Genomic DNA, 26,836 nt, shown 5'->3' with positions numbered 1-26,836 from the left:
ATACGGTGAATTCGCCCTCCCCAGGGGCGAAGAGATTATCCCCTGGGGGGAGGGCGCCTGAGGTGAGAGAAACCGACACGGATGTCGGTTTCACAAGCAGGCAACCGGCGAACGCGGGGAGCCGCGGGACTCGCTTGGGCAGTTGTCACGAACGACAATCCGCACCCCCCGCCCAAGCGAGTTCCGGTGACGCTCCCCGCTGGGGAGCGGATTTAGGGGAAGACCCTTCCGATTGAAAAATGCCGGAGGATCGTCTAAAATCGAAAATGCACAGTACACGGGAGATGTTCCGAGAGAGTCGCCGTTCCTGCGAAGGCTTCTTCGCAGGAACATTTTTGCCGTACATCAGGAAATGGAATGAAGGAGGAGTTGTTTTGGGAAAGGATCTTCTGGCCCTTTTCGTGTCCTTTGCGAAGACCGGGTCCGTAGCCTACGGAGGAGGCCCGTCCATGGTGCCTTTGCTGAAGGCCGAGGTGATCGAGCGCCGGAAATGGATCGGCACGGAGGATTTCATGGATGCCCTGGCCATAGGCAATGCTCTTCCCGGGCCCATCATCACCAAGATGGCCGCCGCTATCGGCTACCGTAAGGCCGGGTGGGCTGGTGCCCTGGTGGCTATTGCAGGCATCATTCTTCCGAGTGCCCTGGCCCTGCTGGTTCTGGTGGGGTTTGTCTCCCTTGTGAAGGACAACCCCCTGGTGACGAGCATGCTGAGGGGCCTCCGTCCAGTGGTGGTGGCCATGCTCGCCTATGCTGCCTGGGATATGGGGCCGAACGCCCTGAAAAACAGGACCACGTGGGTGATCTGCGCGGTTTCCCTGGCAGTCATGATTTTTACGCCCCTTCACCCCGCCCTGATCATCGTGGCCGGGGCCGTGGCGGGCATCGCGCTGAAGCTGTAGGGGCGGGTCGAGATGGTTGCCGGCAAGGGAATGCCTGCCCGGAAGGGGAGAGTGTGAGATGAACGCGGTCCTGGCGTTGTTCTGGTCTTTTCTCAAAATAGGGTGTGTGGGGTATGGCGGAGGACCGTCCATGGTGCCCCTCATCAAGGAGGAAGTGGTGAACATCCAGCAGTGGATGTCCGTCACCGACTTTGTGGATATACTGGCCATAGGGAATGCCCTCCCGGGCCCCATAGCGACAAAATTGGCGGTGGTGATAGGATATGGCGTGGACGGGGTCCTCGGAGCCCTTGCCGCCCTGGCGGGGACGGTGCTTCCGAGCGTCATCGTCCTGATCCTGCTCCTGAGGTTTGTGGCCATGATCAGCGGCAACCCTAGGGTCACGAGCATGCTGAGAGGGCTCCGTCCAGTGGTGGTGGCCCTGCTCGCCTATGCAGCCTACGACATGTCCTTCGGTTCCCTGACGGGGGTTTTGACGTGGATCATCGGAGGGGTGACCCTGCTTCTGATGATTTTCACGAAGATCCACCCCGCCCTGTTCGTGGTGGCGGGGGCAGTGGCGGGGGCCCTGCTCGGGTTGTAGCCGCAGCGGAGGTCTGAAGGGACAAAAGGGGCGGGCCCGTTTTTCGGGAGACTGCCCCTTTTTGCTATTCTTCGCCGGTGGTGAGGAACCGGTCGAACCACTCCGTCATCTTCCTCAGGCGGGTGAGCCTTGGTCTCGGACGGCCGCTCCGGCTGAGCTCGTGGTTTTCGCCCCGGAAGACGCAGATTTGCGTCTCCACGCCGTGGAGCTTGAGGGCGGTGAACATCTGGAGTCCCTGGGTGAGTTCGCACCGGTGGCCCTCCTCGGAATGGATGAAGAGGGTAGGGGTCTTCGCCCGGTCGGCGTATTTCAGGGGCGAGTGCCGCCGGAGTTTTTCATGGTCGCTTCAGATATCGGCCCCTTGCTGGTCGGGAACGAAGTAGTATCCGATGTCGGAGATGCCCATCTTGGAGATCCAGTTGCTGATGCTCCTCTGGGAGACGGCGGCCTTGAAGCGGTCCGTGTGGCCGATGATCCAATTTGTCATGTAGCCTCTGTAGGATCCGCCTGTAACTGCAAGTTTTTCTCCGTCCACGAAGGGTATGTTGTCCACGATCCAGTCGGTAAAGGTCATAAGGTCGTCGTAGTCCACGGTACCGTATTTTCCCCTGATGTCGTCGAAGCCGTTGCCCTTGCCGTTGGAGCAGAAGGGGACCTGGTCGAAGAACAGCATGCATGTCCGCATCGTAGGGGTTCTCGAAGGGGGGCGTCCACGCCCAGGGCGATCTGGGAACCGTCGGCCAGGGGGGAGAGGGAGGACAGGGCTCTCGGCAGGGTGCGGAGGTGCGCAGCCTCTCCGCCGGAGATGTCGATGACGTAGAGGGCCGTTTCCGTCTTTTCGCATCGTTCCGGCCGCTGGAGAAGAGGACTGAACGACCGTCGGGCATCCACTCGAAGGCTTTCTCCCTGCCCGAGGACGTCAGTTGCCGGAGGGAGTCTGAAACAAGGTCGTACATCCAGAGATTGGACGTGTAGCCGTTGTTGTCTTAGTCGGCCTGGTGGACGAAAAAGCAGACGGTGCTGCCGTCAGGGGAAAATTCGGGCACAAAAAAAATGCGGTACCGCAGGAGATCGGTAAGCTCGACGGGCCTTTTCACCTGGTTTTCTCCTTTGCAGGGTGGTTCCGGCAGGTTGTTACGCCGGCAAAGCGGGAGAGCTAGCCCCCCCCGATGATGGGGAAGATGGCTACGGTGTCCCCTTCGGCGAGGCGGGTTTCTCCTCCCCCGGTGTGGGCGATATTCCGCCCGTTGACAAGAACGATAATTCTGTCGGAGACCGCCTCCCCGTCAAGGGCTTCTTCCCGGAACTCCCGCCCGTAGCGGTCGGATAGCTGAAGAAGGAGTTCCATGACGGTATCGGCACCTTCTGCCATGGTTTCTTTTTCCCGGGTGAGATCCCGGATGGTGGCAAAAAACAATACCTTTATCATGGGTGCATGATATCCGAAAACGGAGGGTTTTACAAGAGTGAAAGGGCCCCCTGAATCCGCACCCTAAAAAATAAAAAACCTCTCTGGACTGTTCGGAGAACAGTGGTAAGGTAGTGTTTAGGAAGGCACAACCCGTCACCAGAGAGGTACGATCATTATAACTGAAAAGGCGAAAAAATCCACATTGAAATGAAGACCTGAATCCGCACCTCAGCGGGAGCGTCACCGGAACTCGCTTGGGCGGGGGGTGCAGATTGTCGCCTTTGACAACTGCCCAAGCGAGTTCCGCGGCTCCCTGCTTTCGCCGGCTGCCTGCCTGTGAAACCGACATCCGTGTCGGTTTCTCTCACCTCAGGCGCCCTCCCCCAGGGGCCTCTCCGCAAGGAGCGCGGAGCGAGATCTCTTCGCCCCTGGGGAGGGCGAATTCACCGTATGCCCGGCGACGCTCCCTCTGCCTGAAAAATTAGCGGATTCAGGGGGTTCCCCCGGTTCCGTGGGAGAGCCCCCTGTCAGCCGGTCTTACCTCAGTCCCAGTTCCTGGAGCTTGGCATCGGTGGGAACGCCCTTTTCATCCCATCCGCGGGCCTTATAATACTCGGGCATCATTTCGGGAAGGCGGCTGAGCATTCCCTTTGCGGGGCCGTCGGGAACGGGTTCTTTCAGCAGCCTGTCGGGCAGGGTGTCTTCCTTCGCAGGATCGAGGCCTTCCCGGAGGTTGAACATCCGTTCGATGTTCCAGATGCGGTCTCCTGCCTGCAGGACCGCGGTGCCGTCATAATCGAAACCAGTGGCTGCCTTGAGGAACGCTGCGTAATCGTCCGCTCCGAGGGCGAAGGAGGTGAAGAGACATACGCCGGAAGCGTCGATGGCCGCTGAGAGGTTCTGGAAAATCATGACCCACGTGGGTTTCGTGCTGATGTCCACCGGGTCGAGTTTCTCGGGCAGGCCGAGGACTTCGAGGGAAATGGTGTAGCCTCTCACGTGGCATCCGCCCCGGTTTGACGTAGCGTAGTTCAGGCCGATTCCCTGGATGACCCGTCCGTCATAGGCGGGCATCTCCTGCTTCTTGACCGTCATGGAGAACTCGGGATGGCCGTACATTTCGCACAGCCTGTAGGAGCCCTCGGCGAGTTTCTTGCCGAGCCCTTCCACGAGACCCATCTTTTTCGTCCAGTAGGTGACGGCGTCTTCGTTGCCGAAGCGAAGTTCGGGGCCGCCTTCCAGTTCTTCCTTTTTGATCAATCCCTTTTCGTAGAGCTCCATGGCGGCGGCGATGGTGACGCCCGCGCTGATGGTGTCGAGGCCGTATTCGTTGCAGAGATAGTTGGCCTCGATGATGGGTTCGAGCCGTTTGACGCCGCAGCAGACGCCGAAGGCGAAGATGGTCTCGTACTCAGGCCCTTCACCTTCGCGGTCTCCGACCTTGGTGACCCGGCCGCAGCCGATGGGGCAGCCGAAACAGGAGTATCTCTTGGTGAGGAAGTTCTTGGCGAGAGTTTCGCCGGACTGGATGTCCGCCTCGGGGAAGTAGGCTCCCTGCCAATTGTTCTTGGGGTAAGCGCCGAGCTGGTTGATGATGTTCACGAGGACTGCCGTTCCATAGGTGGGAAGGCCCTGGCTCGTGACGGGGTTGGTCTTCAGTTTTTCCATGGCCCCGGCGAGGACGGCCTTCATCTCGTCCTGGTTTTCAACGTACGGACGGGCGCTGCCCCTGACCACGATCGCCTTGAGGTTCTTGGAGCCCATGACGGCACCGACGCCGCTGCGGCCGGCAGCACGGTTCTTGTCGTTCATGACGGCTGCGATCTTCGAGAGCCTTTCACCGGCAGGGCCGATGCAGGTGACCTTCGCCTTGGGATCACCCACGGCCTCGAGAAGGGCATCGGTGGCCTTGTGGCTATCCTTGCCCCAGACGGCGGCGGCGTCCCGAAGCTCCACCTTGTCGTCGTTGATCCAGATGTAGGTGGGTTTGGGGGCCTTGCCCTCAAGAATGATCATGAACCAGCCCGCCCTGGCGAGCTCGGCTCCCCAGAATCCGCCGGAGTTGCTGCTCGCGATGTATCCCGTGAGAGGGCTCTTGGTGATGACCATGTACCGTCCGGCGGAGGGAGCTCCCTTGCCGGTAAGGGGGCCGTTGGCGAAAATGAGCTTGTTCTCGGGGGAGAGAGGATCAGTGCCGATGGGGAGCTCATCGTAAAGCACCTTCGTGGCGTATCCTCGGCCCCCGATGTAGTCCTTCAGAGTCTTTTCGCAGAGCTCCTCCCTCGCGACGGTTCCGTTGGAGAGATTGATGCGCAGTACTTTGCCGAACTTGTCCATAATCTCTTCGCCTCCTTGATTTTGTGCTTCCTGTGTTTTGAAAAGGCTGAAATGAAAAAAGGAGGACCACCGGCTGAAGCCGGCTGATCCTCCTTTGCAAACTCGGCAGGTCTGGAAATCGCTTTCCGGACCCAGTGCCTGCAGAATCTTCGTGAGACTGTGCAGGTCGAAGGCCTATTCTTTTTCGGGGAATAATTCTGCTCTCCCTGTTACTTTTTATACCAATTCGTGAATTCTGTCAATTATTGTATTCCTAAATCCGTTAGTTTTTCAGGGAGAGGGAGCGTAGCCGGGCATACGGTGAATTCGCCCTCCCCGGGGGCGAAGAGATTATCCCCTGGGGGGGCGCCCGAGGTGAGTGAAACCGACACGGATGTCGGTTTCACAGGCAGGCAGCAGGCGAACGCAGGGAGCCGCGGGACGCGCCCGGGCAGTTGTCACGGACGACAATCCGCACTTTCCGCCCAAGGGGCCCCCGGTAACGCTCCCCGCTGAGGTGCGGATTTAGGGTAATCTTTCCTGTATAATTCCAGAAACGGAGGTGAGTTCCGGTGAGCTGGTTTGATACAGTGGCGTATTCCGCAGAAGCGGTCGGTTCCTGGAAAATGGTCTCCTTTCTCGAGCTCAGGAAGGCCGCTGCCATGGAAGGTCTGTCCCCCGCCGAAGCTGAGATTTATTGTCTCGAAAACGGCTACGTTCCGTCGAGGTACATCCGGAGCATGGGAACGATTGGTCCCGATGGTCAGCTTCGCCTGCTCTCGTCCTGCGTGGCCGTCATCGGCTGCGGAGGTTTGGGCGGGCTCGTGGGTGACCTGCTGGCCCGGGCGGGGGTGGGTCGCCTCGTGTTTGTGGACGGCGATGTTTTCGACGAAACGAACCTGAACCGGCAGCTCCTTGCAACGGAAGAACTGCTCGGGAAGTCAAAGGCAAGGACAGCGGCGGCACGGGCCATGGAAATCAACGGCGCCGTGGATGTCGAGGGAAGGCAGTGCCGCTTCGACTCCTTTACGGCGGGGGGAATTCTCGAAGGCGTGGATCTGGCGGTGGACTGTCTCGACAGCCTCACATCCCGGAGGGTGCTGTTTGCGGAGTGCGCTTCCCGGGGGATTCCTCTGGTTTCCGGAGCCATCGCGGGGTTCTGGGGCCAGGTGGGCGTCGTGCTCCCGGGGGACGAGACGCTTACCGGCTACCTGGCGGGCGAATCGGATACGGGTGTCGAGACGGAAACAGGCAATCCTCCCTTCACCCCGGCGCTTGTGGCGGCCCTTGAGTGTGCACAGGCTGTGAAGCTCCTCACGGGGAAGGGAACGGTTCTTTCGGAGCAGCTCCTGTGGATCGACCTCGCTGATGACGAGTTTACCCGTCTGAGGCTCCGCTAGGGGGCGGGAAACTTCCGGGGCCCCATTCCTTTTGTATGTCGGGGGGAGGAGGCGGTCCACCTCGGAAATGTGGGCGTAGAGAAAAATAGGAGTCCTTCAGGAGCCATGTTTTTTGCCGCCTCTTTCATGGCTTGTTCGAGACCGGCAGGGGCCGTCCGCTGGTGCGGCAATCGAAACTGATTTACGCCACCCCCCTTCCCGGCGAGGTATTCGAGGTATCTCCGCGCCGTGAAGCTGCCGGATGTTTGGCGGCCGCTTCCGAAGAAGGCGTCCACTTCTTCCTGGGTTGTTTCCTCCCTGGAGGTCCGGAGCCGCATCCGGCGGCCCAAGCGAGCACTGGTGACACTCCCCGCTGGGGTGCGGATTTAGGCTTTTCACGGTATTGACAATCCTTCGGGCCGGAGTCAATATGAAGGCCAACCGAAGGAGGACGATAGAGAATGTTTTTTGCCCATTCCGTGGCTCCCCTGATTTTGTACGGTTGCTCCGCTGTGCTGGTTCTGCTCGGGTTCAGAAGAATCCGGCTGGGGAGTCCCCTCAAGGGTGTTATTGATATCGTGGGGGCAGGGACTATCGCCATCTTGGGGTGGTCTTTGGGAAACCCCTGATTCCGGCGATTTCTGCTTTCCCATGCCGAGGGGTGCCTCGGAAGGGGAGGTTCAGCATTTCTGCCGTTTTTTTCCCACCCGCTTGTGATACACTTTTCCAGTTTTGACGCTGTTCACTATGTTCATCATCCAAGGAGGAATTTTTATGAAAGTATTTCGTACTCTGAGTTCCGCACTGCTTGTCCTGCTTCTTCTCGCCTTTGCCGCCGGCGCTGAAACGGCGAAGATTGACGACCCGGCTCCCGAAATCAAGGCCCCGGCTCCCGAAGTCAAGGCTCCTGTCGATCCCGAGACAGTCATGGCCCGGGTGGGTGAGACGGAAATCCGGCTGAAGGACGTGAGGGAAATTCTGGGCAGGCTTGATCCCCAGAGAGCCGCCATGTACGACAACGAGATGGGGCACCGGGCCATTGTCGAGGAAATGGTCAACATGGAGCTTTTTCTTCTTCTCGGCAGGGAACTCGAGGTGGAGAAGGACCCCGGTTTCGTTGAGATGCTGGAAAACGTGAAAAAGGACATCATCCGCAGGTTCGCCGTCGACAGGGTGATGAAGGACGTGAAGGTCACTCCTGAAGAGATCGCCGAGTTCTATGAAAAGAACACGGAGAACTTCACCGTTCCCGAGAGCGTGAGAGCCTCCCATATTCTCGTGAGCGGTGATGTGGAAATGGAGAAAGTCAGGGAAGACCTGAAAGCGGGCATGTCCTTCGAAGATGCGGCGAAAAAGCATTCCATCAGCCCGTCGAAGGATCAGGGCGGAGATCTGGGCTACTTCTCCAGAGGCCAAATGGTCAAGGAGTTCGAGGATGCCGCTTTCGCCCTGAAGGTGGGCGATGTTTCCGCGGAGCCTGTGAAAACCAAGTTTGGCCTTCACCTGATCAAGCTCACAGAGAGAAAGGAAGCCTCGGTCCGCCCCCTGGACGAGGTCAGGGAAGAAATCGTAGAGGCTCTTGAAAACGATAAAAAAGGTAAGATATACCAGGAAGAGCTTGCCAGGCTGAGGGAAAAGTACAAGGTCGAGATCATCGGGGAAAAGAAGGAAGAACCGAAGGAAGAAGTGAAGGAAGATACAGTCGGGGAAACCGGCAAGTAGTAGGTTTTCCGGGGCTGCGGAAAACACTCAAAGGGGAAGCCCCTGACGGGCCTTCCCCTTTTTTGGGTCAGGGAGAGGCTCGTCCTGAAAGCGAGCCTGTTTTTGGACAGGCCCTTGGCGGTGTACATGGCCGCATCGGCGTGTTTCATGAGGTCCTGGACAGAGGGGCCGTCGTCAGGGAAGAGAGGCTGATGCCGGCGGTCACGGAAATCTCCTTTCCGGCACGGAGCACTTTTTTCGAAGCCCTCCGGAGGATGGGGGCCGCGAGATCCCCCACGGCTTCGTTCCTGTAGAGGTCTCCTGGAGACGGGCGGAGAAGAGATCCTTGTCGGGGGAGCCCTGTGGTAAGGGCGTCGAGGTAGGCCCTGTACCTCACTTCGGTTACCAAGCGCCGCCTTTCTTTCCAAGGAAAGAAAGGCGGCGCTTCAAGAAGAATGGCCGTCCGGTCCTTGTTCATTGCCCGTCACCCTCCCCCCGGGGGTGATTGCCTTCCGCCCTGATGAAGGATATGTTCTCTTGTATGATAGCGCCGCCCTTTCCGTATCAGGCCCCTTTTTCTTTTTTCGCTCTATGGTAGGATAATATGGATGTTTTGCAAGGAGGTTTTTCAATGAAGAAAATACGTCATTGCGGACGGACACAATGGACCTAGGGCTGCTTTTCATTTTCTGCGCCCGGATCGTGGATGTGAGCTGCGGAACTGTCCGCATCCTGTTTCTCGTGCGGGGAAAAAGAGCTCTTGCTGCCGCCATCGGTTTCGTGGAAGTAATGGTGTACCTGACGGCTCTGGGCCAGATCCTCGGCGGAGGAAGGGAAATGAACCTGATTCAGATGGTGGTTTACTGCGGAGGATTCTCTGCGGGGAATTTTATAGGATCCCTGGTGGAGGAACGTCTGCTCAATGCCTATGTCCTTCTTGAGCTCATAATGGACAGGACCCCGGAGACACAGGAAATGATAGAAAACATCCGGGAGGACGGCTATGGAGCCACGGTGTTGTACGGCCAGGGGAGGAGCGGCGTGAGGACGATCATCAAGATAATCTGCAGGCGAAGCGACATCCCCGTCATAAGGGCCCACACAAAAAACAGGGGATTCATCTGCATCACGGACGTCAAGGGCTGTACGGGCGGGTATTTTCGTATGCAGCGGAAGTGATTTCAAGGTGCATCCTTGGAAGGAAGGGGTAAATAAAACCCGATGAGCGAGAATTTCGAAAAGCCCCTCGGCAATGAAGGAACCGATAAAATCAACTTCCTGATCAAGAAAACCATCCGGCTCGAGAAAGACGCCGCCAGATGGAAGAGGGAGGAAGCGGCTCTGCGTGATATGGAGCGCCGGTACCTCGCCCTTTCGGAAAACCCGATTTTTATACTGATGATCTTCTCGGGAGGAAGAGTGACCTACCTGAACGGCAGAGCAGAAGCCTTCTTCGGGTTTTCCCTCAGGGAGAGGCAGAGATTCCTCCTGACGGACTACGTGGCCCCGGGATACTGCGCCGAGGCGGAAAGACTCCTGGAGCAGTGCGACGGACCCGAACTCTGGGAAAGGCGCGGGTCCTTCCCCGTGGTTTCCGAGGGAGGCACGGAAAAATGGCTCGATATGGCGGTTACCCCGGTGGAATACAAGGGTGAACCCTCCATGCTCGCCGTGGGGTGCGAGATTCCGGCCCCGGGACAAAATGATGCCGCAGAAGAAACAGGCCTTTCGGCCGGATTCCCCTGTTCCGCGGAAAACCTGCTGGCTGCGGTCACGGACAAGAACTGCGTCCTGCAGTTCATGACCGAAGGCTTTCGGAGAGAGGCCGCTCCCATGTGGAAAGAGCCCCCCGAAGCGGGGCGCTCCATGTTGGATCTCCTTCCCGAAGGGGATAGGGGGCTCCCCTTCCGCCTGGCCGTGGAAAAGGCTCTTTCCGGTGAATGCGCTGAAATAGGGCAGGAAGCGGGCGACAGGTTTTTTTCCATTTCCTTTGCCCCGGTTTTTTCACCTGAGGGGCAGATCTCGGGCGTTTCCCTCGTGCTCTGCGAAAAAACCGGGCAACGGGCTGCAGAGCGAAAAATCCGCGCCGTAGAGGAGCAATTTCGCAGACTGTTTTCCCTTGTGTCCGACCTTGGTGTCATCGTCAGCAGGGACGAGGGCCGGATCATCGAATGTAACAGGGCGTTCCTGCAAAGAACGGGCCTTTCGGGGGAACGACCTGAAGGGAAGACCTTGGATGATCTGGGACTCCTTCCCTTCGGATCATTAAAAAACGCTCTTTTCTCGGGAATCGGCGAAAACGGCTCGGTCCGGGAGATGAAGCAGTCCATTACACTTCCCTCCGGCGAAGCCGTTCCTGTCCTTCTATCCGCCATTCCCCTCGAGCGGGTCGGCAGGCAGGTTCTTCTCCTGTCCCTCCAAGAAAGGACCGTGCCTGCGGTTGAGGCACCGACCACCCCGGAGACCTTCGGGGAGAACTCTCCTCAGGAGAGGGACGGAGGCGCCGACGATCTCCTTGGTCTGCCAGACAGGGAAGAGTTCGGAAGGATCCTTTCAGCCGAGAAGGACAAAACCGGCAGATACCGGGGAAGCCTCTCCGTTATCCTGATGGATATCGACGGATTTCGGGAACTGATGGAGGAAGTGGGGGAGGATGCGGGGAAAAAGTTCCTCCGGGATTTCTGCGCCGCGGTGAAAGGCCGTATCCGCCCGACTGATCATTTCGCCCGGCTCAGCGGCGGCGAATTCGCCGTCCTTACGCCCATGAGCGGCTACCTGGCCCACCAGATGGCGGACAAGATACGGGACATGATCTGCCATTCCCGTTTCTTTACGGGGCGCGGGGTGTTCTGCAGCTTTGGTGTGTGCGAATACCGCAGGGGGATGTCCGACGAAGCCTTCCTCAAACGGGCCGGAATCGCCCTGAGGGAAGCGAAGAGGGCCGGCGGCAACCGGGCCGTTCTTGCCCCGCCCATTCCCTGAGGTGGAAGAAATGGGAAGGGTTCAGGTGGTTGTCGAAGGAATGACGGCAAGCGGGAAGTCCACCGTGGTCAACCTGCTCTCCCATCGTCTCGGCCTGCGGGTCATGCCTGAGGAATTCCGGGACCAGTACGATCTTCTCAGGAGGTTCCACCATGAGCGACGGTGGGCGTTTCCCATGCAGCTGAATTTTCTTGTCACCAGGTTTGCCCAGTATCTATGCGCCTCCGAATCGGAGAACTATATTCTTGACCGGAGTGTCTTCGGCGACAAAATATACGCAACGTTGTACTACCGGCTGGGTTATTTCCGGGACAGCCAGTTCGGAACGTATCTCATGCTCTATGATTCGCTGCTGAAGCACCTTGCCATGCCCCGGCTGATGATCGTGCTCACCTGCCCCTTCGAAGAGATAATGCGCCGGATACGGGCCAGAGGGCGGGAGGATGAACTTGCCGCGGGGGAACCCTACTGGAAATCCCTCTACGATGCCTATTCCTCTTTCCGGGAGTTCGTCCGGTCCGAGACGGGGCTTTCCAACGGAGGGCTCATGACCCTGGACCTCTCCGACCCTGCGTTCATCACCACGCCCTCGAGAGTGGACCGTTTTGTCGGAGAAGTGAAAGAACGGCTGGGCATGGAAAAGCCTCAGCCCGGAGAGAAAAGAACATCAGAGGAGTGAGGAGCGTCCGTGGCACTGAAAATTTGTGAGCATTGCTCCAAGGCCTATCTCGACGGCGGGGAGGAAGAGAAGACTCCTCTGTGTCCTGATTGTGCCGATTACCTGGAAGCGCTCTACCGGCAGGCATGGACCTGGCTTCGGGACCATTCGTCCGCCGACGGAAAACCCAGGAGGGTAACCTCTGCCAGATTGGCGGAGGTACTCGGCGTTGACGCAAAAAGTATCGAAGTGCTGGTAAAGATGGACCGCATCCAGACATCCGCTTCGTTGTCGAAAAAGGCATCCGGGAAGGACCTGGAAACCCTGAAAGCGCTCAGGCGGGGATTGTCCGGAGGCGGCAGAGAGCGGAAGGGACGCCGGTAGTGCGGCGGCTTCGCACACGACAGACGGGAGGGAACAGCGCGCCCACGGGCGCGGAAAACTTATGATATATGATGCCATAATCGTCGGATCCGGCCCTGCCGGAATTTTCGCCGCCATGGAACTTGTGCGGCACGGAAAGAAAGTCCTGATCGTCGACAAGGGGCAGGTGATCCGGGAGCGGAAGTGCCCCATCATGGAGGGAAAGAGCAAGACCTGCCTCAACTGCGAGTCCTGCAGCATCGTGTCGGGCTGGGGGGGAGCCGGGGCGGCGTCGGACGGGAAACTGACACTGACCACGGGGTTCGGCGGCAACCTGGAGGAAAACATCGGCGAAGAGGCTCTCCTCGACATGATCTCCTACGTGGACAAGACCTTTGTCGAGTACGGCGCCGACAACAACTCCTACGAACCGAAGGGCCCCGTAGTAAAGGACACCATCCGGAAGGCATCCAGCGTGGGGCTCAAGATTCTTCCCGCCAGGATACGGCACATCGGGACGGACGCCTCCCGGGAAGTGCTCAACAATATGTACGAGGATCTGCTGCAGAAATGCGACATCCTCATGAACACCTTCGTGGAGGACGTTCTCGTCGAAAACGGTCGGGCCGTGGGCATTCGCCTCGACGACGGAACCGAACGCCGGGGAGAGTACGTCATCGCCGCCCCGGGCAGGGAAGGGGCGTCGTGGCTGGCGGGACTTGTGGAGAAGCTGAAGATTCCCATTGCCTCCATGCCCGTTGATATAGGCGTCCGCGTAGAAGTGCCCGACAGTGTCTGCGAGGACCTGACCCAGTACTTCTACGAGGTCAAGTGCCTTTACAACACCCCCACCTTCGATGACCGGTGCCGCACCTTCTGCATGAACCCCTCGGGATTCGTGGTGTACGAATACAACAAGTCCCACGACCTGGTGACGGTGAACGGCCACAGTCTCAAAAACGTGAAGTCGAGGAACACCAACTTCGCCATTCTCGTGACGAAGAACTTCACCCAGCCCTTCAACGACCCCATAGGTTACGCGACCCACGTGGCGAAGCTGGCGAACATGCTCGCCGGGGGAGGCATCCTCCTGCAGAGGCTCGGCGATCTTCGTAACGGCAGGCGGTCCACCCAGTCGCGGATCGACAGGGGCATGATTACCCCGACGGCGAACGCCCAGCCCGGCGACCTGAGCCTTGTCCTCCCTCACCGCTATCTCACTGACATTGTGGAGTTCCTGGATGCCCTGAACTCCATCATGCCGGGGGTCAACCAGAACGACACGCTGCTCTACGGCGTGGAGATCAAGCTGTATTCCCTGAGGCTGGAACTGCGGAAAAATCTTCAGGTTCCCGTCATCGAGAGACTGTTCATGGCGGGAGACGGCGCCGGGGTTAGCCGGGGGATCATCCAGGCCGCAGCGAGCGGCGTGGTGGCCGCCCGGGCGATTCTCGGCCAATGGGGCGGAGATGACGGACTATGAGGAAATGTCTGTGTGCGGCGGCCCTGCTCTTCGCGCTGCTGTTCGCGGGACGGCTTTTGGCTGCCCCGACTACGGAGAGTCTTAGAAAAGCTCTTCCCCGGTTCGAGGGGTGGAAGATGGAAACACCCTTTTCCATGCCGGAGGACGGTTTTGTCACCGTGGGCGCCGATTATTACCAGGGGGACCGTTTTTTTCAGTTCATGGTGATCGCCGGCCCTGATGCCCCGTCCGCTGGCCCCCTGCCTGAAGAGCTGGAGCAGGACAGGGCGGCGGGAAGGGCTGAAACGGAGGAGGCGGTGTTTTCCTTCCTGACCCTTGGGGGGTTTCCTGCAGTGAAAGTTGAACTGAAGGACGAAAGCGGCGCCACTATCTGGGTCGACCTGGACGGGAAAGGATGGCTTCTTCTCGGGGGAGACGGAATGACGGGGGCTGAAATCGAAAAGCTTCTCGGAAAGGTGGACCTGAAAGGGTTCGCCGGATTGGTACGGTAAATATGCGAATAAAAACAACGGCAGACGATTTTTGTGTAGAGGAAGTGCTCCACTTCACCCCGGCAAAAAAGGAAATGCCCTTCCGGCTATTCCTGCTGGAAAAGGAGGGATGGAACACATCCGACGCCATCCGTGAGGCGGCATCGCGGAAAAAAGTGCCCCTCGGTGAGATCCGCTCTCTCGGCAGAAAGGACCGCCACGCCAGGACAGTCCAGTTTCTTTCCGTCCCGGAGAAGTTTGACCTCGCCTGCGAGGGGGAGGGGTTTTCCGTCCGGAGCGCGGGGTACAGCCTGAAACAGCTCGAGCCCGCCGTGCTGAAGGGCAACCGGTTTTCTCTCGTTCTCCGGGACATGGGCGATCGTGAAGCGGAAAGGGCTGAGATCAGGCTTGAACAGGTATCCCGAAGGGGATTCGCCAATTATTTCGACGACCAGCGGTTCGGCAACGTGGGAAGCAAGGGCGAGTTTTTCGGGGAGATGCTGGTGAAGAGACGCTTCGATGCCGCCCTCAGGAAGTATTTCTCCTTCTGCCACCCAGAGGCGCCGGCCTACCTGAAAAAACGGAAAGCCCTGCTCGCCGAGAAATGGGGGCAATGGGAGGAGATGGAGCCCCTCTGCACGGAGCCCCTGCTGAAGAAGATGCTGGCCCTCCTGAAGAAGAAGGGGCGGGACGGGGTACTTGCCTGTCTCAGGCTCATACCGGCCGAGGAGATGGGGATGTATTTCTCCGCTTATTCGAGCTTTCTCTGGAATGAAACCCTTTCCCGGTTTCTCCAGGGGGAGGACGGGGAGCTTTTCCCCGTTGAGCTCAGGACAGGGCAGGTGTACCAGTATGCCGGTCTTCCGGAAGAACTGCAGCGGAGGCTCCTGTCGGAACCCCTGCATACCGTGGGGCCGGACATGCCTCCTCTTCCCCCCGATCTGGAGAGGGTTTTTTACCGCCTCCTGGGCGAGCGGGGGGTGCGGCTATCCAAATTCCGCATGAAAGAGATCTCCCAGGCCTATTTCGCTTCTTTTCCGAGGCAGTGCGCCGTGCTACCGGAAGAAATGGAATGGAAAAGGGAAGAGGATGCCCTCTTCCCTGGAAAAGTCGCTCTTCGGCTCCGGTTCTTCCTGTCGAGGGGGAGCTATGCCACCATGCTGCTGAAGTCGGTGGGAAGGGTTCAGGAACCCCGGACGTAGCGGAGGAGGATCCCCCGAAGGGTTTCGGAGCCGTGCGGGTGGAGAGTCTGAGTTTCTGGTCGTCCACCGAGAGCACCGCGAGGGTCACCGAAAAAGGGGAAGTTCCGGATGTCCACCACGGGCTGAAGGCCCTGTATGGCCTGCCTGACGGCGTCGGTCTGCTCGTCGTGGTTGATCTTCAGCTCCACGTCCTTCAGCCAGAGTTCTTTGCCCTGCCGTATCTCAAGCCCCGTCTTCACCTCCGCCAGGAGGGTGAGGCCGGGGCTTTTTGCGTGGTAATATCCCCTGGCGCTGATGATTCCCGGCCTGAGGTCCACGGAAATTTTGTTCCAGTCGCTGCCGGCATACCCGCTGAGGGCGGCGTTGATGTCCCTTTCCAGAATGACCGCCTCGAGATTGCTCCGGAGGGCGTTTTTGACCACGATAGGGACCTTCGCCTTCGGGTCCCACTTCGACGGGGCGTTCAGCTCCACGAAGGATGCCCCCAGGGCCGGCTTTCCCACCCGGAAGGGGGAGTCAGTCAGACCGTTCCGCGGCCGATGGAATAATAGACGAAGCCCTGCCTCTTCATCTCCGCCGGGGAGTATTGGTTCCGACCGTCGAAAATCACGGGAGAGGCGAGGAGGGACCGTATCTTTTTGAAGTCGGGCTGCTTGTAGATGTCCCATTCGGTGACCAACACCAGGGCATCGGCGCCGTTGACGGCGTCATACTGGTTGTTGACGTAGAGAACGCCCTGGAGGTCTCCCAGGGCCTCCCTGGTTTCGTCCATGGCCTTCGGGTCATGGGCCTGCACTTTGGCTCCCGCTGCGGCGAGGTCGGCGATGAGGGCCTGGGCGGGCGCCTCCCGGACATCCGAGGTCTTCGGCTTGAAGGAGAGCCCCCAGATGCCGATGGTCTTTGCCTTCAGGCAGCCGAAGTGTCGGAGGAGCTTGCCGAAGAGGACGTGTTTCTGCCGTTCGTTGACCTCTTCCACCGCCTGGAGTATCTGCATTTCCAGCCCTTCCTTCCGGGCGAACTCCTTCAGTGCCCTGACGTCCTTCGGGAAGCACGAGCCGCCGAAGCCGCACCCGGCGTTGAGGAAGGCGTACCCGATGCGGGCATCGGAACCCATGCCCATCCTGACCTTTTCCACATCGGCTCCCAGACGCTCGCAGACGGCGGCGATCTCGTTCATGAAGGAGATCCTCGTGGCGAGCATGGCGTTGGCGGCGTACTTGGTCATTTCCGACGAGCGGATGTCCATGAAGATGATCTTTTCTGGGGGGAGGAAGCTGTAGAGCTCCTTCATGATTTCAGCTGAGCGGTCGCAGTCCACTCCCACCACCACCCTGTCCGGTTCGAGGAAGTCCCGGACGGCGGCGCCCTCCCGGAGGAATTCCGGGTTCGACGCCACGTCGAAGGGGATGTCCTCGTCCCGCTTCCCGAGCTCGGCGGCCACGGTCTGCCGGACGAAGTCGCATGTGCGCACCGGGACTGTGGACTTGACCACCACGAGCTTGTAGTCCTTCATGGAACGGCCGATAGTCTCGGCCACGGACCTTACTGCGGAGAGATCGGCACTCCCGTCCTCGAGGGAGGGAGTGCCCACAGTGATGAAGCACATGAGGGCGTCGTCGAGGGCGGAGGGCAGATCGGTGGAGAAGGAAAGCCGCCCCGCCTCCAGGTTGTTCCGGATGATCTCCTCGAGTCCCGGCTCGTAAAAGGGGACTGTTCCCCTGGAGAGAGCCTCTATTTTTTTTGCGTTTGTATCGACGCAGACCACGTCGTTTCCGAATTTCGCAAGGCAGACGCCGGTCACCAGGCCGACGTATCCCGTGCCCACCACGGCGAGCTTCATTCTTTGCCCTCCTCCCTGGCGCACTTCTGGACGGCCACCGTTCCGGATCTTCCCGGAAGCTCTCCGGGAACCACGTTGCACACGTGGACGAGAGGTTTCCGGACGGAGATCTCGTAGGCGACGTCGTGGAGCGTGCGGAACGTGACCCCTCTCGCGGCGCAGCCGTCGAGAAATTTTTCAAAGAGGGCGCTCTGGGACCGCCCTTCCATTTCAGCGTGGATGGTATGGACATTGAGGCCGGGCTGGAGCTGGTCGAGATAGAAGTCGACGATCCCGTCCCCGGGAATGTCTTCCCTGCCGTAGACTTCGTCCAGCGTGGGAAGGGTGGTGGGAATCTGCAGGGTCTTGAAGGTTCTCCCTTCCATGCGGGGGCGGAAGGCGTAGCCCGATCCCCGGATATCGCTGCAGTAGTCGAAGCCCAGTTCGTCCTGGACCGCCAGGCTTGAGGGAGTGACCTGCCACCCCGGGGCGGCGCAGCTCTTGGGCTTTTGGGAGGTGTAAAGCTCGAAGAGATCCATGGCTTTCCGGAAGTCCTCCCGGATCTGCTCCTCGGTGAGGCGGGGAAGCCGGTCCTGCCACTTTACGTGGTCCCAGCTGTGAATGCCGCAGTCGTGCCCTTCCTCCACCGCACGGATGAAGATTCCAGGTTCGGGCTGGACGATGAGGGGGGCCGGAAGGAGGGTGCCGTAGAGAAGGGTGCGGAATCCGTAGGTGGACGGCGCCTTTGTCCGGAGCATCTTCTTGAGGAATCCTTTGCGGAAGATGCGCCGGATGGCCTTGCCCGAGTTGTCCGGACCGAAGGAAAAGAAAAAGGACGCAGTGATGTTCCGGGTCCTGAAGATCTCGAGCAGCCTCGGGACTCCTTCCCGGTACCCCTTCCGGGTGTCCACGTCCGTCTTGATGACGAGAATAGTTTCTGCCACGGAATATCCCTCCTATCCTTCGACGTAACTGAGAATGGTCTTCTCCACAGCTTCCCGGAGGGGGATTTTCGGAGCCCAGCCCAGGGCTTTGCCGATGGCCTCGATGGAGGGAACTCTGTTCTGCATGTCGTCGTAGCCGTTGCCGTAATATCGCTCGGCAGGTAAGACGGTGAACTTCGCGCTTTCGGCGGCTTCCCGGAAGGCGGGGATTCCCTTCATGATGTCGATGACCAGGTGGGCCAGTTCCTTTATGGATGCGTTATTGCCCGGGTTGCCGATGTTGAAGATTTTCCCGTCGCAGGCCTTTTCATCAGCGATAATGGCCAGGAGGGCGTCGATGCCGTCGGAGACGTAGGTGAAGCTCCGGTGCTGTTCACCGCCGTTGACGAGGGTGATGGGCCTGCCGGAGAGAACATCGAAGACCATCTGGGTAATGGACCGGGCGGTCCGTTCCTCGGCGTCCCTGAAGGTGTCGAGCCTGGGGCCGATCCAGTTGAAGGGGCGAAAAAGGGTGTACCGGAGTCCCCTTTCCTGGCCGTAGGCTGCGATGACCCTGTCCATCATCTGCTTGCCGCAGCTGTAGATCCAGCGCATCTTGCAGATGGGGCCCACGATGAGGGGACTTTCGTCTTCCTTGAGGACGGTGTCGCTGCTCATGCCGTAAACTTCGGAAGTGGATGGGAAGATGACCCGCTTCTTCGCGTCCACGCACATGCGGACGATCTTCAGGTTCTGTTCGAAATCGAGCTCGAAGGTCCAGAGGGGCTTGCTGAGGTAGTAGGCCGGCTTGGCGATTCCCGCGAGGGGGAGGACCACGTCGCTTTCCGCTACGGTCTTTCTCATCCAGTCATCGGCGGTGAAGATGTCCCCCTGGGTGAAGGAGAAATTTCGGTTCCCTTCAAATTTTTCGAGGTTCATTCCTGAAAGGTCAAAGGCGTTTACCTTCCAGTCCGTTGTGTGCAGAATGCCTTCGATGAGGTGGGATCCGATGAAGCCGTTGGCCCCGAGAATCAGTATGTTCACTTTTTGAAACCTCCCAACGCTGTTCTTTTGTTCCTTGAACGAAGGGCACCCTTCGCCCCGTGCAGTATATCACGTTCTCGCGCTCCCTGGGGAACGGGGGTTATTCCAGCAGGGAGCCCTCGCAGAATGTCCCGCCGATGGTTCCGCCCTCCTGCTCCGATTCTCCTTCGAACTGGGCGCGGAGGATGAGGATGCAGCCTGTTCCGGCTTTCACCCTCAGGGGTGATCGGGAGAGAACCGTGCCCGGAGGCGTACCGTCGTCCGGCCACTCCTCCGGCAGGGCTTTCCAGACGAAGAGCTTTTTCCCTTCCCGGAAGGCGAAGGCTCCGGGAAAGGGATGGGTCACGGCCCGGACAAGATTGTATATCTCATGGGCGCTCCCTCGCCAGTCGATCTTCCCGTCGGCGGGGGTGCGCCTCCCGAAGAGGGTGGCTTCCGCCTCGTTCTGGGGGATGCGCGGCGCGGTCCCTGCGGCGATGGCGTCAAGATTTCGTGCGATCAGGAGCCTGGCTGCCCCGGCGACCTTCTTTCCCACGTCGAAGGCGGTGTCCTCGAAGAGAATGGGAACCCGCTCCCTGTCCACCATGTCCCCGGCGTCGGCGCGCCTGACCATCCGGTGGAGGGTTGCTCCCGTCTCATGCTCCCCCTTGAGGACGGCCCAGTTGATGCAGGCCCTCCCCCTGTATTTCGGCAGCAGGGAGCCGTGCATGTTGAAGGCCCCCAGGGGCGGGATCCGCAGGAATCGTTCCGGGATCATGGACCTGTAGTAAAAGGAGAAGATCACGTCGGGGCGGAGGGAGAGGAGAAGCTCGTATTCATCGTCCCCCAGGGAAGGGGGGGTATGGACAGGGACGCCCGCCTCGCGGCCCAGCTTCGCCACGGAGGGGAACCAGATTTCCTCGCCGGGGTCGTCCTCGTAGGTGAAGAGGACCTCCACCGTCACTCCCCTCCGGAGCAGTTCCTCGAGGCAGACGTACCCCACTTCGCTGTAGGCGAAAACCGCCGCCCGGAGGTCAGTCATGGTCCCATTCCCGCCGGATGACGTACCGGGGCCGCTTGCGCACCTCGGAATAGATCCGGCCGATATACTCGCCGGTGATGCCCACGCAGGACATGGTGATTCCCATGAGGAAAAAGTTGATGTTCAGCAGGGTGAAGACACCTTCCGCCTCCGGGCCCACGATGAGGCGACGCAGAAGGAGGAAAATGGCGAAGAGGAAGCTCAGTGCCGACACGGCCATGCCGATCATGGTCACCGCCTGGAGGGGAAAGAGGGAAAATCCCGTCATGAGGTCGAAATTGAGGCGGATGAGCCGGAAGATGCTGTACTTCGAGGTACCGTGCTCCCGCTCTGCGTGGCCCACGGGGATCTCCACGGGATTCACGGCGAACTTCTGGGCCAGGGCGGGGATGAAGGTGGTGCTTTCGCAGCTCTGGTTGATGATGTTGACGATATCCCGCCTGTAGCCCCGGAGCATGCAGCCGTAATCGTTCAGGTTCAGACCGGTGATCCTGTTGGTGATGGAGTTGACGATCCTGGACGTTATCTTGCGGAATTTCGGGTCCTGCCTGTTCTGCCTGACCGTTCCCACCACGTCGTGCCCCTCGTCGATCTTCGCCACGATCCGGGGGATTTCCTCCGGCGGATTTTGGAGGTCGGCGTCCAGGGTGATGATGATCTCCCCACGAGAATGGTCGAAACCGGCCATGATGGCCATGTGCTGGCCGAAATTGCCGTTGAAGTCGATGATGCGGACGGTCTTCGGGTTCTCCTTGTAAAATTCGTAGAGCAGCTGGAGGGACCTGTCCCTGCTGCCGTCGTTCACGAAGATGATCTCATAGGGCCGGTTCATCCCCTCCAGGGCGGAACGAAGGCGGGGAAAAAGGTGGGGCAGGCATTCTTCCTCGTTGTACACAGGTATGACCACAGAAACGAGGCCTGGTTCAGGCATGACGGACATCTCCTTTTTTCGGGGACTTTTCCCCGGAACGCAGAATGGGTTTTTTTAAGTTCGGCGGGCAGATCCGCCGGCGCTTTCCTGAAAAATGCTCCTAGGGGTGATTCACCAGGATAATCCGCCGTTCCGTCCTCGCCGCGACCGAGGAAATGTTGGGGGCGAGCAGGGCGAAAACTGTCTTCTCATGCTCCGAGTTGATCACCAGGATCACCCTCCTGTTCCCCCTCCAGAGTTCCTGGAGCTGCTCCGTACCGATGAACCAGAAGGGGTCCTCTTCCTGCTTCGCTCCGAACTCGAGCTCGCCGAGATAGTTGACGAGGACGATTCGCTGCTTCAGGTAGAAAGGGAGTCCCTGATCGTAGTTTCCGTACTGGGCGATCACGTCCCCGGGGCGGCGGAGTTCGGCCACGATTCCGGCCAGGTCCCTGGCGGAAATCAGTCCGTCATAGAGAGTGAACACCCTGCTGAAGGAGAACATGACAAGGAAGGCGAGAAGGCAGAGGAAGAGGGCCGGAAGGCGGAATCGGCTCTTCCTGTAGAAGTACCACCCCGCGGCGACGAAGGCCGAGAGAGCGAGAGCTACGGGAAGGGTGTAGGGCAGCAGCCTGCCTGCCGAAATCCGGCTGTTGAAGAAGGGATACACAAAGAGGGCCAGGATGAAGGGAACAAGAAAAGCGCTGTTCCACAGGAGGAACCATTTCATCCCCCGCCCGTCGCCGTCGGAGACGATTTCCCGGAAAACCCTTCCCATGAGAACGGCGAGGGGCGGGAACACGGGAATGATATAGGGAACGAGCTTGGATCTCGACAGGGAGAAAAAAAGAAAGATAACGGCAAACCACAGGAAGAGGAAGAGTTCCTCCCTCTTTTCCGTACCGATGGCGCGGATCCGGGAGGGCAGCACAGACCTGATCGCTCCGGGCAGCAGGCCCGTCCACGGGAAAAGTCCCGCAACCAGGATGGGAATGAAGAACCACACCGGTTCGTACTTCCCATGCATCTTCGTCGCGTAGCGGAGAAAATGCTCCCGGATGAAGAAGAAGTAGAAAAAATCGCTGTTTTTGACGCAGACCGCAACAAACCACGGGAGGGAGAGGGCGGCGAAGAGGATGATGCCGGGAAGGTAGAGGGCCGAGCGGACGATGTCCCACCGCCTGGTGAGGACCATGTACCAGAAGATGATCCCGCCCGGCAGGACGATGCCGATGAGCCCCTTGGTCAGAAGGGCGAGGGCCGCTCCCCCGTAGAGAAGCAGGTAGAAGCGCCTGTCCTTTTGCAGGCCGAACCAGAAACCCGTCATGGCTGCGGTGAGGAAGAAGGAGAGAGGCATGTCGGTGATGTTGATCCGGGAGAAGGTGAAATAGACAAGGCTCGTGGTCAGGATGACCGACGAGTACAGCGCCGTATCACGGTCGAACATGGACCTCGCCGTCAGGTAGGTGAGAAGGACGCCGCCGAGGGCGAGGAGGGCCGGCCAGAAGCGGCCGGAAAACTCGTTTTCCCCGAAAACCGCCTGGGCGGAAGCGGTGAGCCAGTAGTGAAGCACCGGCTTTTCGAAGTATTTGATATAGTTAAGCCTTGGGGTAATGTAGTCCCCCGTCTCCCGCATCTCCCGGGGGATTTCGGAGTACCGTCCCTCGTCTGGTTCGAGGAGACCGTAGCTGCCGAGCCCCCAGAAATAGAGAGAAAACGACAGGAGAACGAGAAGAAGCAGTTTTGCGGCGCCGCCTGGGCGAGAGAAATTCATCGAACCCATCCTTCCGGAGAATAAGTTGAAGCCGGGAATTTTATTCTACATGATACTCTTCCCGGTGTGGAAGAATTCTATACGAAGTCCCTCCGTTTTTGGAAGTATCATGGAGTATAATCCTTCAATGCACCTGAAAGAGAGGTATGTCCATGGACAGGCTCACAATTTTGCTTCTTGCCGGATCGGCGGTCTTCAACGCCTCGGCGAATACCCTCATGAAGCTGGCCTTCGGCCACCAGAAGGATCTGCTCGACGGCGGAGCGGTGAACGCCGTACTCCGCATCGTCCTCAATCCCTGGGCTGCTGCGGGGGTGGGATGTTTCGGCATATCCTTCATCTTTCTCAGCGCGGCGCTGACGAGAACCGATCTTTCCCTTGCCTATCCCTTCATGGCCGGGCTGGTGTTCCTGCTGGTCCTGTGCGTTTCCGTGGTCTTTTTTTCGGAACAGGTCTCTCTCTGGCGCCTCGCGGGAATGGCGGCCATCCTGGCGGGCATCTGGCTGATTTCGATGAAAGGCTGAACAGGAACGGGGAAATCAGGCGGAAGAGACTCTCCGCCGGAACGACGGAAAAAAGCAACGAACCGCACAAGGAGAAAGGAGAGAACCTACGTTATGACTGACTCGCCCATCATGAGAAAAGCAGTTTCCCTTTCCGGGAGACTCACGGAACTGCGGCGGAAATTCCACGCCAACCCCGAACTCCCCTGGCAGGAAAAGGAGACATCCATCTTCGTGGAGGAATACCTCGTGAACCTCGGCCTTGAGAACATCCGGAGGGGCTTCGGCGGTACCGAAAGCGGCGTAGCGGCGGACCTCAGGGGTGCGAAGCCGGGGCCGTGCGTTGCCCTGAGGGGTGACATGGACGCCCTTCCTCTCGAAGAGGAAAACGATCTTCCCTACCGCTCCACCCGCCCGGGCGTCATGCATGCCTGCGGCCACGACGCCCATACCGCCATCCTCCTCGGCGCGGCGGAGATTCTCGCCTCCATGAAGGATGATCTCTCCGGCACGGTTCGGTTCCTCTTCCAGCCCGCCGAGGAAGCGGGGTACAATTCCGGCGCCCCGAAAATGATTGAGGAAGGAGCCCTGCACGGTGTCGACGCCGTGGGAGGGCTCCATGTCTGGTCCCTCCTCCCGGCGGGGAAACTCGGCTGCCGGGTGGGGCCCATCATGGCCTCCGCTGATATCTGGGATCTCAAGATCCAGGGAAAGGGCGGCCACGGCGCCATGCCCCACAAGGCCATCGACCCCACGGTGACTGCCGCAACGGTGATTTCGACGCTCCAGACGGTGGTGAGCAGGGAGATGGACCCCCAGGAGACGGTGGTGCTCAGCGTAGGAAAAATGGAAGCGGGGACGGCGGTCAACATCATCCCTGATACGGCGAGGGTGGCCGGAAACGTGCGGACCACCAGCCGGGACGTTCGGGCCCAGATGGAGGGCATCATGAAAAGGGTCGCCGACGGCATCTGCGCCGCCATGAGATGCACCGCCGAACTTACCTATACCCCCATCTATCCCGTCACGGTGAACGATCCTGAAGTGACGGCGGTAATGCGGTCCGCGGCGGCAGAAATGCTCGGAGAGGAAAACATCGAGGAAGTCCCCGTAGCCATGGGGTCCGAGGACTTCAGTTACTACGGTGAAAAAGTCCCTGCCGCCTACGTCTTCCTGGGCATAGCGGACGAGGCAAAGGGAACGGGCAACCAGCACCACAATCCCAAATTCAACGTGAACGACGACGTCCTCCCCTCCGGCGCAGCTCTCCTCGCGGCCTTCGCTGTCCGGATGACCGAACGTTCCAGCTAGCGGAGACGAGAAAAAAAGGATTTCCGGGGAACTCCCCGGAAATCCTTTTTTTCTGCCGTCCTGTTCGGCCTCGAAGTCTATGATCTGGTCCGGGTCGGTCCTGTCGTCGACGAAAATTTCCACCCTGAACGCGCCCTTGGGCCAGGAATCCCCGCCGTTGTTGAAGGGGCTGTAGACGAAGATGACGAAGATGTCCGAGCCGTGGCCCTCGGTGTCCGATTCCACGCCGGTTTTTACGTGACTTGAAGGAAGAATCCCTCCCGTAACTTACCCGGAGGGATTCTATCACAGCGCGGGAATTAAAAACGATCGAGGGCAGTCCCCCTAAATCCGCAGGCATCGGTGACACTCCCTCTGCCTGAAAAACCTGCGGATTTAGGGTCCCTTCTCCGGTCAAAACGCCGCAACCACCTTTGCGTTCTTGACCTTCACCAGGTTCCTGGAAATCCGGCTCCAGTACACCGTGGCCGATCCCCCGTAGTAGCGCCCCAGGGCCGCTTTCGTGTCGCCGTAGGCTTTGATATAACGCGAGAGGAGAAGGCTTCCCGCCGCGATGCCCATCTCCGGATCGAGGAGATCCTCGTCTGTCATGATGCCGTTCGCCTGGAGAAGCCCGGCGTGGACCTTCCACATGACCTGCATCACCCCCGCCGCCCCAGCCGGGCTCCGCGCCTCGGGGCGGAAATGGCTTTCCGTGTTGGCTACTGCCACGAGAAGGTCAAGAGGAACATTGTACTTCAGGGAGTACTTCCAGAATGCGTTGGCCTGCACGAGGGAGGATTCACGACTCACGTCCCCGTTTTGGGACCGGATGAACCGGGAAAGGGAACCTATGCTTTCCGTGGCTGCCGCAATGGCCGTGCATGCCGTTCTGTGTGCGTCAAGGGCGGCTCCGGCCGCTGAAAGGGCGGGCGACGCGAGGGCGGACGCGGTTTTCCGCACGAGAGCCGCTGTTTCAGGCTCATCGGCCCACTGTCCCGGAAGGTGCAGTGCGGGAAAGAAAGAGCTTCCGTGCTGTCCCATGGCGGCTGTCAGGAGAAATCCAGCCGATGAAAGTATCAGAAGAGCGGCCATGCTTTTCCGGATCATGTGTTTCATGGTGCTCCCTCCCTTTTCAGGAGAAAAAATTCCTTCCGCAGAAAGAGAACTCCCGGAAGGGTTTTTGATTATAACTCAAAGGTGTTTTTTGGCAAATTTTGTCCAAAAAAGTTAACCTTTTCATGAGAAAAGTTCATACTGAAAAAGGGTATCTGAAAATTACCGTAAAAATGTGTACAAAAAGTGGAAAATCAACCGGAAAATATCATTTTCAAAGGATTTCCTGAACTTACGTTAGCTTTGAATGCGATAAAATAAAAAAACAAAAAAGAGGATTCGTCCTTTTTTTGTGTTGCCACATTAGGTTTGAATCTATAGAATAAGAAAACGTAGAGCTTTTAATCCCATTCTTCCGGAGGGGTCATCGTGGCGGAAAATGCATGGAAGAAAAAAGGATTCACCCTGGTGGAGCTTCTTATCGTCATCATCATCGTCGGGATTCTCACTTCGACCATGCTCCTTCTCATGAACAACGCCGAGGACAAGGCGGAGGCAACCGTCATCCTCAGCGATATGCGGTCCATGAAATCCGCCATGGTTATTTTCAAGCTGGAAAAGGGACGGTGGCCGGAACGTACCTCTGATGACGCCGAGATACAACGGCTGTTCGGAGGAGCCTCCCTGGAAAATTTCAGCCTCATGTCCAGCGGGGACGAGTATGCCTTTATCCGCTATGATCTCTCGAACAACAAGGGCAAATCCCCCGGAGTGAAGAAAAAACTGGCCCTCATGGCCGATTCATCCGGTCTGCTCAAGGAGGGAACTTCAGTCCCGCCGGCTACCCCCGTCTCGTACACTGAAGAGGGAACCAAGGTGGAGATGAAGGTCCGCTGATTCCGGCGGCCATGTTTTGAGCTCAGTTTTTCAGGGAGGGGCAGCTTTCTTCCCCTCTTTTTTCTTCCTTGAAATAAAACCCCGGGCCGGTACGGCGGGAACCAGAAACCCCCGACTGTAACCGGCCCGACGTGGTTCTCTTTCTCTTT

The 26,836-nt window shown here is 58.9% G+C and carries 26 protein-coding genes, 1 pseudogene and 1 riboswitch; of the genes and pseudogenes, 15 read left to right on the top strand and 12 right to left on the bottom strand.

Annotated features, from left to right (window positions below):
* Nucleotides 1-374 precede the first annotated feature (374 nt).
* Together JMJ95_RS05750 and JMJ95_RS05745 are read left to right on the top strand one after the other, a co-directional pair.
* On the top strand, nucleotides 375-902 hold the full coding sequence (locus tag JMJ95_RS05750; RefSeq protein WP_290683530.1) for a chromate transporter: 528 nt from the start codon (nucleotides 375-377) through the stop codon (nucleotides 900-902).
* A 58-nt stretch (nucleotides 903-960) separates the two neighbouring features.
* Nucleotides 961-1,485, top strand: a complete 525-nt coding sequence (locus JMJ95_RS05745) for a chromate transporter (RefSeq protein WP_290683528.1) — start codon at nucleotides 961-963, stop codon at nucleotides 1,483-1,485.
* A gap of 64 nt (nucleotides 1,486-1,549) precedes the next feature.
* Here the strand turns inward: JMJ95_RS05745 and JMJ95_RS05740 are convergent.
* The 3 genes and pseudogenes from JMJ95_RS05740 to JMJ95_RS05730 all read right to left on the bottom strand — a co-directional run bounded on the left by JMJ95_RS05740 (nucleotide 1,550) and on the right by JMJ95_RS05730 (nucleotide 5,233).
* A pseudogene (locus JMJ95_RS05740) lies at nucleotides 1,550-2,158 on the bottom strand (alpha/beta hydrolase family protein).
* 483 nt (nucleotides 2,159-2,641) lie between these two features.
* Entirely contained in the window at nucleotides 2,642-2,914 is a 273-nt protein-coding gene (locus JMJ95_RS05735; RefSeq protein ID WP_290683526.1) for a MoaD family protein, read from the bottom strand.
* 519 nt (nucleotides 2,915-3,433) lie between these two features.
* Nucleotides 3,434-5,233, bottom strand: coding sequence for an aldehyde ferredoxin oxidoreductase family protein (locus tag JMJ95_RS05730; protein ID WP_290683525.1), 1,800 nt, complete (start codon nucleotides 5,231-5,233; stop codon nucleotides 3,434-3,436).
* A 73-nt stretch (nucleotides 5,234-5,306) separates the two neighbouring features.
* A riboswitch (molybdenum cofactor riboswitch) is annotated at nucleotides 5,307-5,417 on the bottom strand.
* 367 nt (nucleotides 5,418-5,784) lie between these two features.
* Here JMJ95_RS05730 and JMJ95_RS05725 point away from each other — a divergent pair.
* From JMJ95_RS05725 to JMJ95_RS05715, 3 genes are all read left to right on the top strand, one after another.
* Nucleotides 5,785-6,612, top strand: a complete 828-nt coding sequence (locus JMJ95_RS05725) for a HesA/MoeB/ThiF family protein (RefSeq protein ID WP_290683524.1) — start codon at nucleotides 5,785-5,787, stop codon at nucleotides 6,610-6,612.
* A 440-nt stretch (nucleotides 6,613-7,052) separates the two neighbouring features.
* Complete coding sequence (locus JMJ95_RS05720) at nucleotides 7,053-7,220, top strand: hypothetical protein (protein ID WP_290683523.1); 168 nt, start codon at nucleotides 7,053-7,055, stop codon at nucleotides 7,218-7,220.
* Between the two features lie 145 nt (nucleotides 7,221-7,365).
* Nucleotides 7,366-8,313 (top strand): peptidyl-prolyl cis-trans isomerase, encoded by a 948-nt coding sequence (locus JMJ95_RS05715; RefSeq protein ID WP_290683522.1) that lies wholly within the window; start codon nucleotides 7,366-7,368, stop codon nucleotides 8,311-8,313.
* 145 nt (nucleotides 8,314-8,458) lie between these two features.
* Here the strand turns inward: JMJ95_RS05715 and JMJ95_RS05710 are convergent, their stop codons facing one another.
* Nucleotides 8,459-8,770 carry a hypothetical protein gene (locus JMJ95_RS05710; protein WP_290683521.1) on the bottom strand — a complete coding sequence of 104 codons (312 nt, stop codon included), beginning with the start codon at nucleotides 8,768-8,770 and terminating at the stop codon, nucleotides 8,459-8,461.
* Nucleotides 8,771-8,955: 185 nt separating this feature from the next.
* Between JMJ95_RS05710 and JMJ95_RS05705 the strand changes: the two genes are divergently transcribed.
* The 7 genes from JMJ95_RS05705 (at nucleotide 8,956) to truD (ending at nucleotide 15,450) form a co-directional block, all read left to right on the top strand.
* Nucleotides 8,956-9,471: a DUF2179 domain-containing protein gene (locus tag JMJ95_RS05705; RefSeq protein WP_290683520.1), complete on the top strand. Its 516-nt coding sequence runs from the start codon at nucleotides 8,956-8,958 to the stop codon at nucleotides 9,469-9,471.
* A gap of 42 nt (nucleotides 9,472-9,513) precedes the next feature.
* Nucleotides 9,514-11,274: a diguanylate cyclase gene (locus tag JMJ95_RS05700; RefSeq protein WP_290683519.1), complete on the top strand. Its 1,761-nt coding sequence runs from the start codon at nucleotides 9,514-9,516 to the stop codon at nucleotides 11,272-11,274.
* Nucleotides 11,275-11,284: 10 nt separating this feature from the next.
* Nucleotides 11,285-11,953: a deoxynucleoside kinase gene (locus JMJ95_RS05695; RefSeq protein ID WP_290683518.1), complete on the top strand. Its 669-nt coding sequence runs from the start codon at nucleotides 11,285-11,287 to the stop codon at nucleotides 11,951-11,953.
* A 9-nt stretch (nucleotides 11,954-11,962) separates the two neighbouring features.
* On the top strand, nucleotides 11,963-12,316 hold the full coding sequence (locus JMJ95_RS05690; protein WP_290683517.1) for a hypothetical protein: 354 nt from the start codon (nucleotides 11,963-11,965) through the stop codon (nucleotides 12,314-12,316).
* A 61-nt stretch (nucleotides 12,317-12,377) separates the two neighbouring features.
* Nucleotides 12,378-13,778 carry an NAD(P)/FAD-dependent oxidoreductase gene (locus JMJ95_RS05685; RefSeq protein WP_290683516.1) on the top strand — a complete coding sequence of 467 codons (1,401 nt, stop codon included), beginning with the start codon at nucleotides 12,378-12,380 and terminating at the stop codon, nucleotides 13,776-13,778.
* Nucleotides 13,775-14,269, top strand: coding sequence for a hypothetical protein (locus JMJ95_RS05680; RefSeq protein WP_290683515.1), 495 nt, complete (start codon nucleotides 13,775-13,777; stop codon nucleotides 14,267-14,269). Before JMJ95_RS05685 ends, JMJ95_RS05680 begins: the two co-directional genes overlap by 4 nt.
* Nucleotides 14,270-14,271: 2 nt before the next feature.
* Nucleotides 14,272-15,450 (top strand): tRNA pseudouridine(13) synthase TruD, encoded by a 1,179-nt coding sequence (gene truD, locus JMJ95_RS05675; RefSeq protein WP_290683514.1) that lies wholly within the window; start codon nucleotides 14,272-14,274, stop codon nucleotides 15,448-15,450.
* Here the strand turns inward: truD and JMJ95_RS05670 are convergent.
* The 7 genes from JMJ95_RS05670 to JMJ95_RS05640 form a co-directional block, all read right to left on the bottom strand.
* Nucleotides 15,432-15,923, bottom strand: a complete 492-nt coding sequence (locus JMJ95_RS05670) for a hypothetical protein (RefSeq protein ID WP_290683513.1) — start codon at nucleotides 15,921-15,923, stop codon at nucleotides 15,432-15,434. The two genes, truD and JMJ95_RS05670, sit on opposite strands and share 19 nt — an antisense overlap.
* A 47-nt stretch (nucleotides 15,924-15,970) precedes the next feature.
* Complete coding sequence (locus JMJ95_RS05665) at nucleotides 15,971-17,290, bottom strand: UDP-glucose/GDP-mannose dehydrogenase family protein (protein WP_290683512.1); 1,320 nt, start codon at nucleotides 17,288-17,290, stop codon at nucleotides 15,971-15,973.
* Nucleotides 17,287-18,213: a polysaccharide deacetylase family protein gene (locus JMJ95_RS05660; protein WP_290683511.1), complete on the bottom strand. Its 927-nt coding sequence runs from the start codon at nucleotides 18,211-18,213 to the stop codon at nucleotides 17,287-17,289. The genes JMJ95_RS05665 and JMJ95_RS05660 overlap by 4 nt, the downstream gene beginning before the upstream one ends.
* Before the next feature lie 12 nt (nucleotides 18,214-18,225).
* On the bottom strand, nucleotides 18,226-19,236 hold the full coding sequence (locus JMJ95_RS05655; RefSeq protein ID WP_290683510.1) for a bifunctional UDP-4-keto-pentose/UDP-xylose synthase: 1,011 nt from the start codon (nucleotides 19,234-19,236) through the stop codon (nucleotides 18,226-18,228).
* A gap of 100 nt (nucleotides 19,237-19,336) precedes the next feature.
* Nucleotides 19,337-20,257: a formyltransferase gene (locus JMJ95_RS05650; RefSeq protein WP_290683509.1), complete on the bottom strand. Its 921-nt coding sequence runs from the start codon at nucleotides 20,255-20,257 to the stop codon at nucleotides 19,337-19,339.
* Entirely contained in the window at nucleotides 20,250-21,188 is a 939-nt protein-coding gene (locus JMJ95_RS05645; protein ID WP_290683508.1) for a glycosyltransferase, read from the bottom strand. The genes JMJ95_RS05650 and JMJ95_RS05645 overlap by 8 nt, the downstream gene beginning before the upstream one ends.
* Nucleotides 21,189-21,288: 100 nt before the next feature.
* Nucleotides 21,289-22,941, bottom strand: a complete 1,653-nt coding sequence (locus JMJ95_RS05640) for a phospholipid carrier-dependent glycosyltransferase (RefSeq protein ID WP_290683507.1) — start codon at nucleotides 22,939-22,941, stop codon at nucleotides 21,289-21,291.
* Nucleotides 22,942-23,093: 152 nt separating this feature from the next.
* On the opposite strand from JMJ95_RS05640, the gene JMJ95_RS05635 reads away from it, so the two are divergent.
* Nucleotides 23,094-23,465, top strand: a complete 372-nt coding sequence (locus JMJ95_RS05635; protein WP_290683506.1) for an SMR family transporter — start codon at nucleotides 23,094-23,096, stop codon at nucleotides 23,463-23,465.
* 93 nt (nucleotides 23,466-23,558) lie between these two features.
* The gene (locus JMJ95_RS05630) at nucleotides 23,559-24,755 is read left to right on the top strand and encodes a M20 family metallopeptidase (protein ID WP_290683505.1); all 1,197 of its coding nucleotides are present in this window, start codon (nucleotides 23,559-23,561) and stop codon (nucleotides 24,753-24,755) included.
* Between the two features lie 393 nt (nucleotides 24,756-25,148).
* On the opposite strand, the gene JMJ95_RS05625 is transcribed toward JMJ95_RS05630, so the two are convergent.
* A complete protein-coding gene (locus tag JMJ95_RS05625; protein ID WP_290683504.1) occupies nucleotides 25,149-25,853 on the bottom strand; it encodes a transglycosylase SLT domain-containing protein in 705 nt (234 codons plus the stop codon).
* A gap of 366 nt (nucleotides 25,854-26,219) precedes the next feature.
* Here JMJ95_RS05625 and JMJ95_RS05620 point away from each other — a divergent pair, with 366 nt between their 5' ends.
* The gene (locus tag JMJ95_RS05620) at nucleotides 26,220-26,687 is read left to right on the top strand and encodes a type II secretion system protein (protein ID WP_290683503.1); all 468 of its coding nucleotides are present in this window, start codon (nucleotides 26,220-26,222) and stop codon (nucleotides 26,685-26,687) included.
* Nucleotides 26,688-26,836 lie beyond the last annotated feature (149 nt).

The organism is Aminivibrio sp. (assembly GCF_016756745.1).
In the GTDB taxonomy this organism is placed as follows: Bacteria; Synergistota; Synergistia; order Synergistales; family Aminobacteriaceae; genus Aminivibrio.
Note: the sequence above shows the minus strand (reverse complement) of the source record. Positions and strands in the feature narration are given on the sequence as shown.

What these genes read in the sequence shown, in the direction of transcription:
- JMJ95_RS05745 (WP_290683528.1), top strand. Translation starts at nt 961, where the DNA reads ATGAACGCGGTCCTGGCGTTGTTCTGGTCTTTTCTCAAAATAGGGTGT.
- JMJ95_RS05665 (WP_290683512.1), bottom strand. Translation starts at nt 17,290, where the DNA reads ATGAAGCTCGCCGTGGTGGGCACGGGATACGTCGGCCTGGTGACCGGC.
- JMJ95_RS05700 (WP_290683519.1), top strand. Translation starts at nt 9,514, where the DNA reads ATGAGCGAGAATTTCGAAAAGCCCCTCGGCAATGAAGGAACCGATAAA.
- JMJ95_RS05705 (WP_290683520.1), top strand. Translation starts at nt 8,956, where the DNA reads ATGGACCTAGGGCTGCTTTTCATTTTCTGCGCCCGGATCGTGGATGTG.
- JMJ95_RS05710 (WP_290683521.1), bottom strand. Translation starts at nt 8,770, where the DNA reads ATGAACAAGGACCGGACGGCCATTCTTCTTGAAGCGCCGCCTTTCTTT.
- JMJ95_RS05730 (WP_290683525.1), bottom strand. Translation starts at nt 5,233, where the DNA reads ATGGACAAGTTCGGCAAAGTACTGCGCATCAATCTCTCCAACGGAACC.
- JMJ95_RS05720 (WP_290683523.1), top strand. Translation starts at nt 7,053, where the DNA reads ATGTTTTTTGCCCATTCCGTGGCTCCCCTGATTTTGTACGGTTGCTCC.
- JMJ95_RS05695 (WP_290683518.1), top strand. Translation starts at nt 11,285, where the DNA reads ATGGGAAGGGTTCAGGTGGTTGTCGAAGGAATGACGGCAAGCGGGAAG.
- JMJ95_RS05635 (WP_290683506.1), top strand. Translation starts at nt 23,094, where the DNA reads ATGGACAGGCTCACAATTTTGCTTCTTGCCGGATCGGCGGTCTTCAAC.
- JMJ95_RS05640 (WP_290683507.1), bottom strand. Translation starts at nt 22,941, where the DNA reads ATGAATTTCTCTCGCCCAGGCGGCGCCGCAAAACTGCTTCTTCTCGTT.
- JMJ95_RS05680 (WP_290683515.1), top strand. Translation starts at nt 13,775, where the DNA reads ATGAGGAAATGTCTGTGTGCGGCGGCCCTGCTCTTCGCGCTGCTGTTC.
- JMJ95_RS05625 (WP_290683504.1), bottom strand. Translation starts at nt 25,853, where the DNA reads ATGAAACACATGATCCGGAAAAGCATGGCCGCTCTTCTGATACTTTCA.
- JMJ95_RS05650 (WP_290683509.1), bottom strand. Translation starts at nt 20,257, where the DNA reads ATGACTGACCTCCGGGCGGCGGTTTTCGCCTACAGCGAAGTGGGGTAC.
- JMJ95_RS05645 (WP_290683508.1), bottom strand. Translation starts at nt 21,188, where the DNA reads ATGCCTGAACCAGGCCTCGTTTCTGTGGTCATACCTGTGTACAACGAG.
- JMJ95_RS05735 (WP_290683526.1), bottom strand. Translation starts at nt 2,914, where the DNA reads ATGATAAAGGTATTGTTTTTTGCCACCATCCGGGATCTCACCCGGGAA.
- JMJ95_RS05630 (WP_290683505.1), top strand. Translation starts at nt 23,559, where the DNA reads ATGACTGACTCGCCCATCATGAGAAAAGCAGTTTCCCTTTCCGGGAGA.
- truD (WP_290683514.1), top strand. Translation starts at nt 14,272, where the DNA reads ATGCGAATAAAAACAACGGCAGACGATTTTTGTGTAGAGGAAGTGCTC.
- JMJ95_RS05715 (WP_290683522.1), top strand. Translation starts at nt 7,366, where the DNA reads ATGAAAGTATTTCGTACTCTGAGTTCCGCACTGCTTGTCCTGCTTCTT.
- JMJ95_RS05685 (WP_290683516.1), top strand. Translation starts at nt 12,378, where the DNA reads ATGATATATGATGCCATAATCGTCGGATCCGGCCCTGCCGGAATTTTC.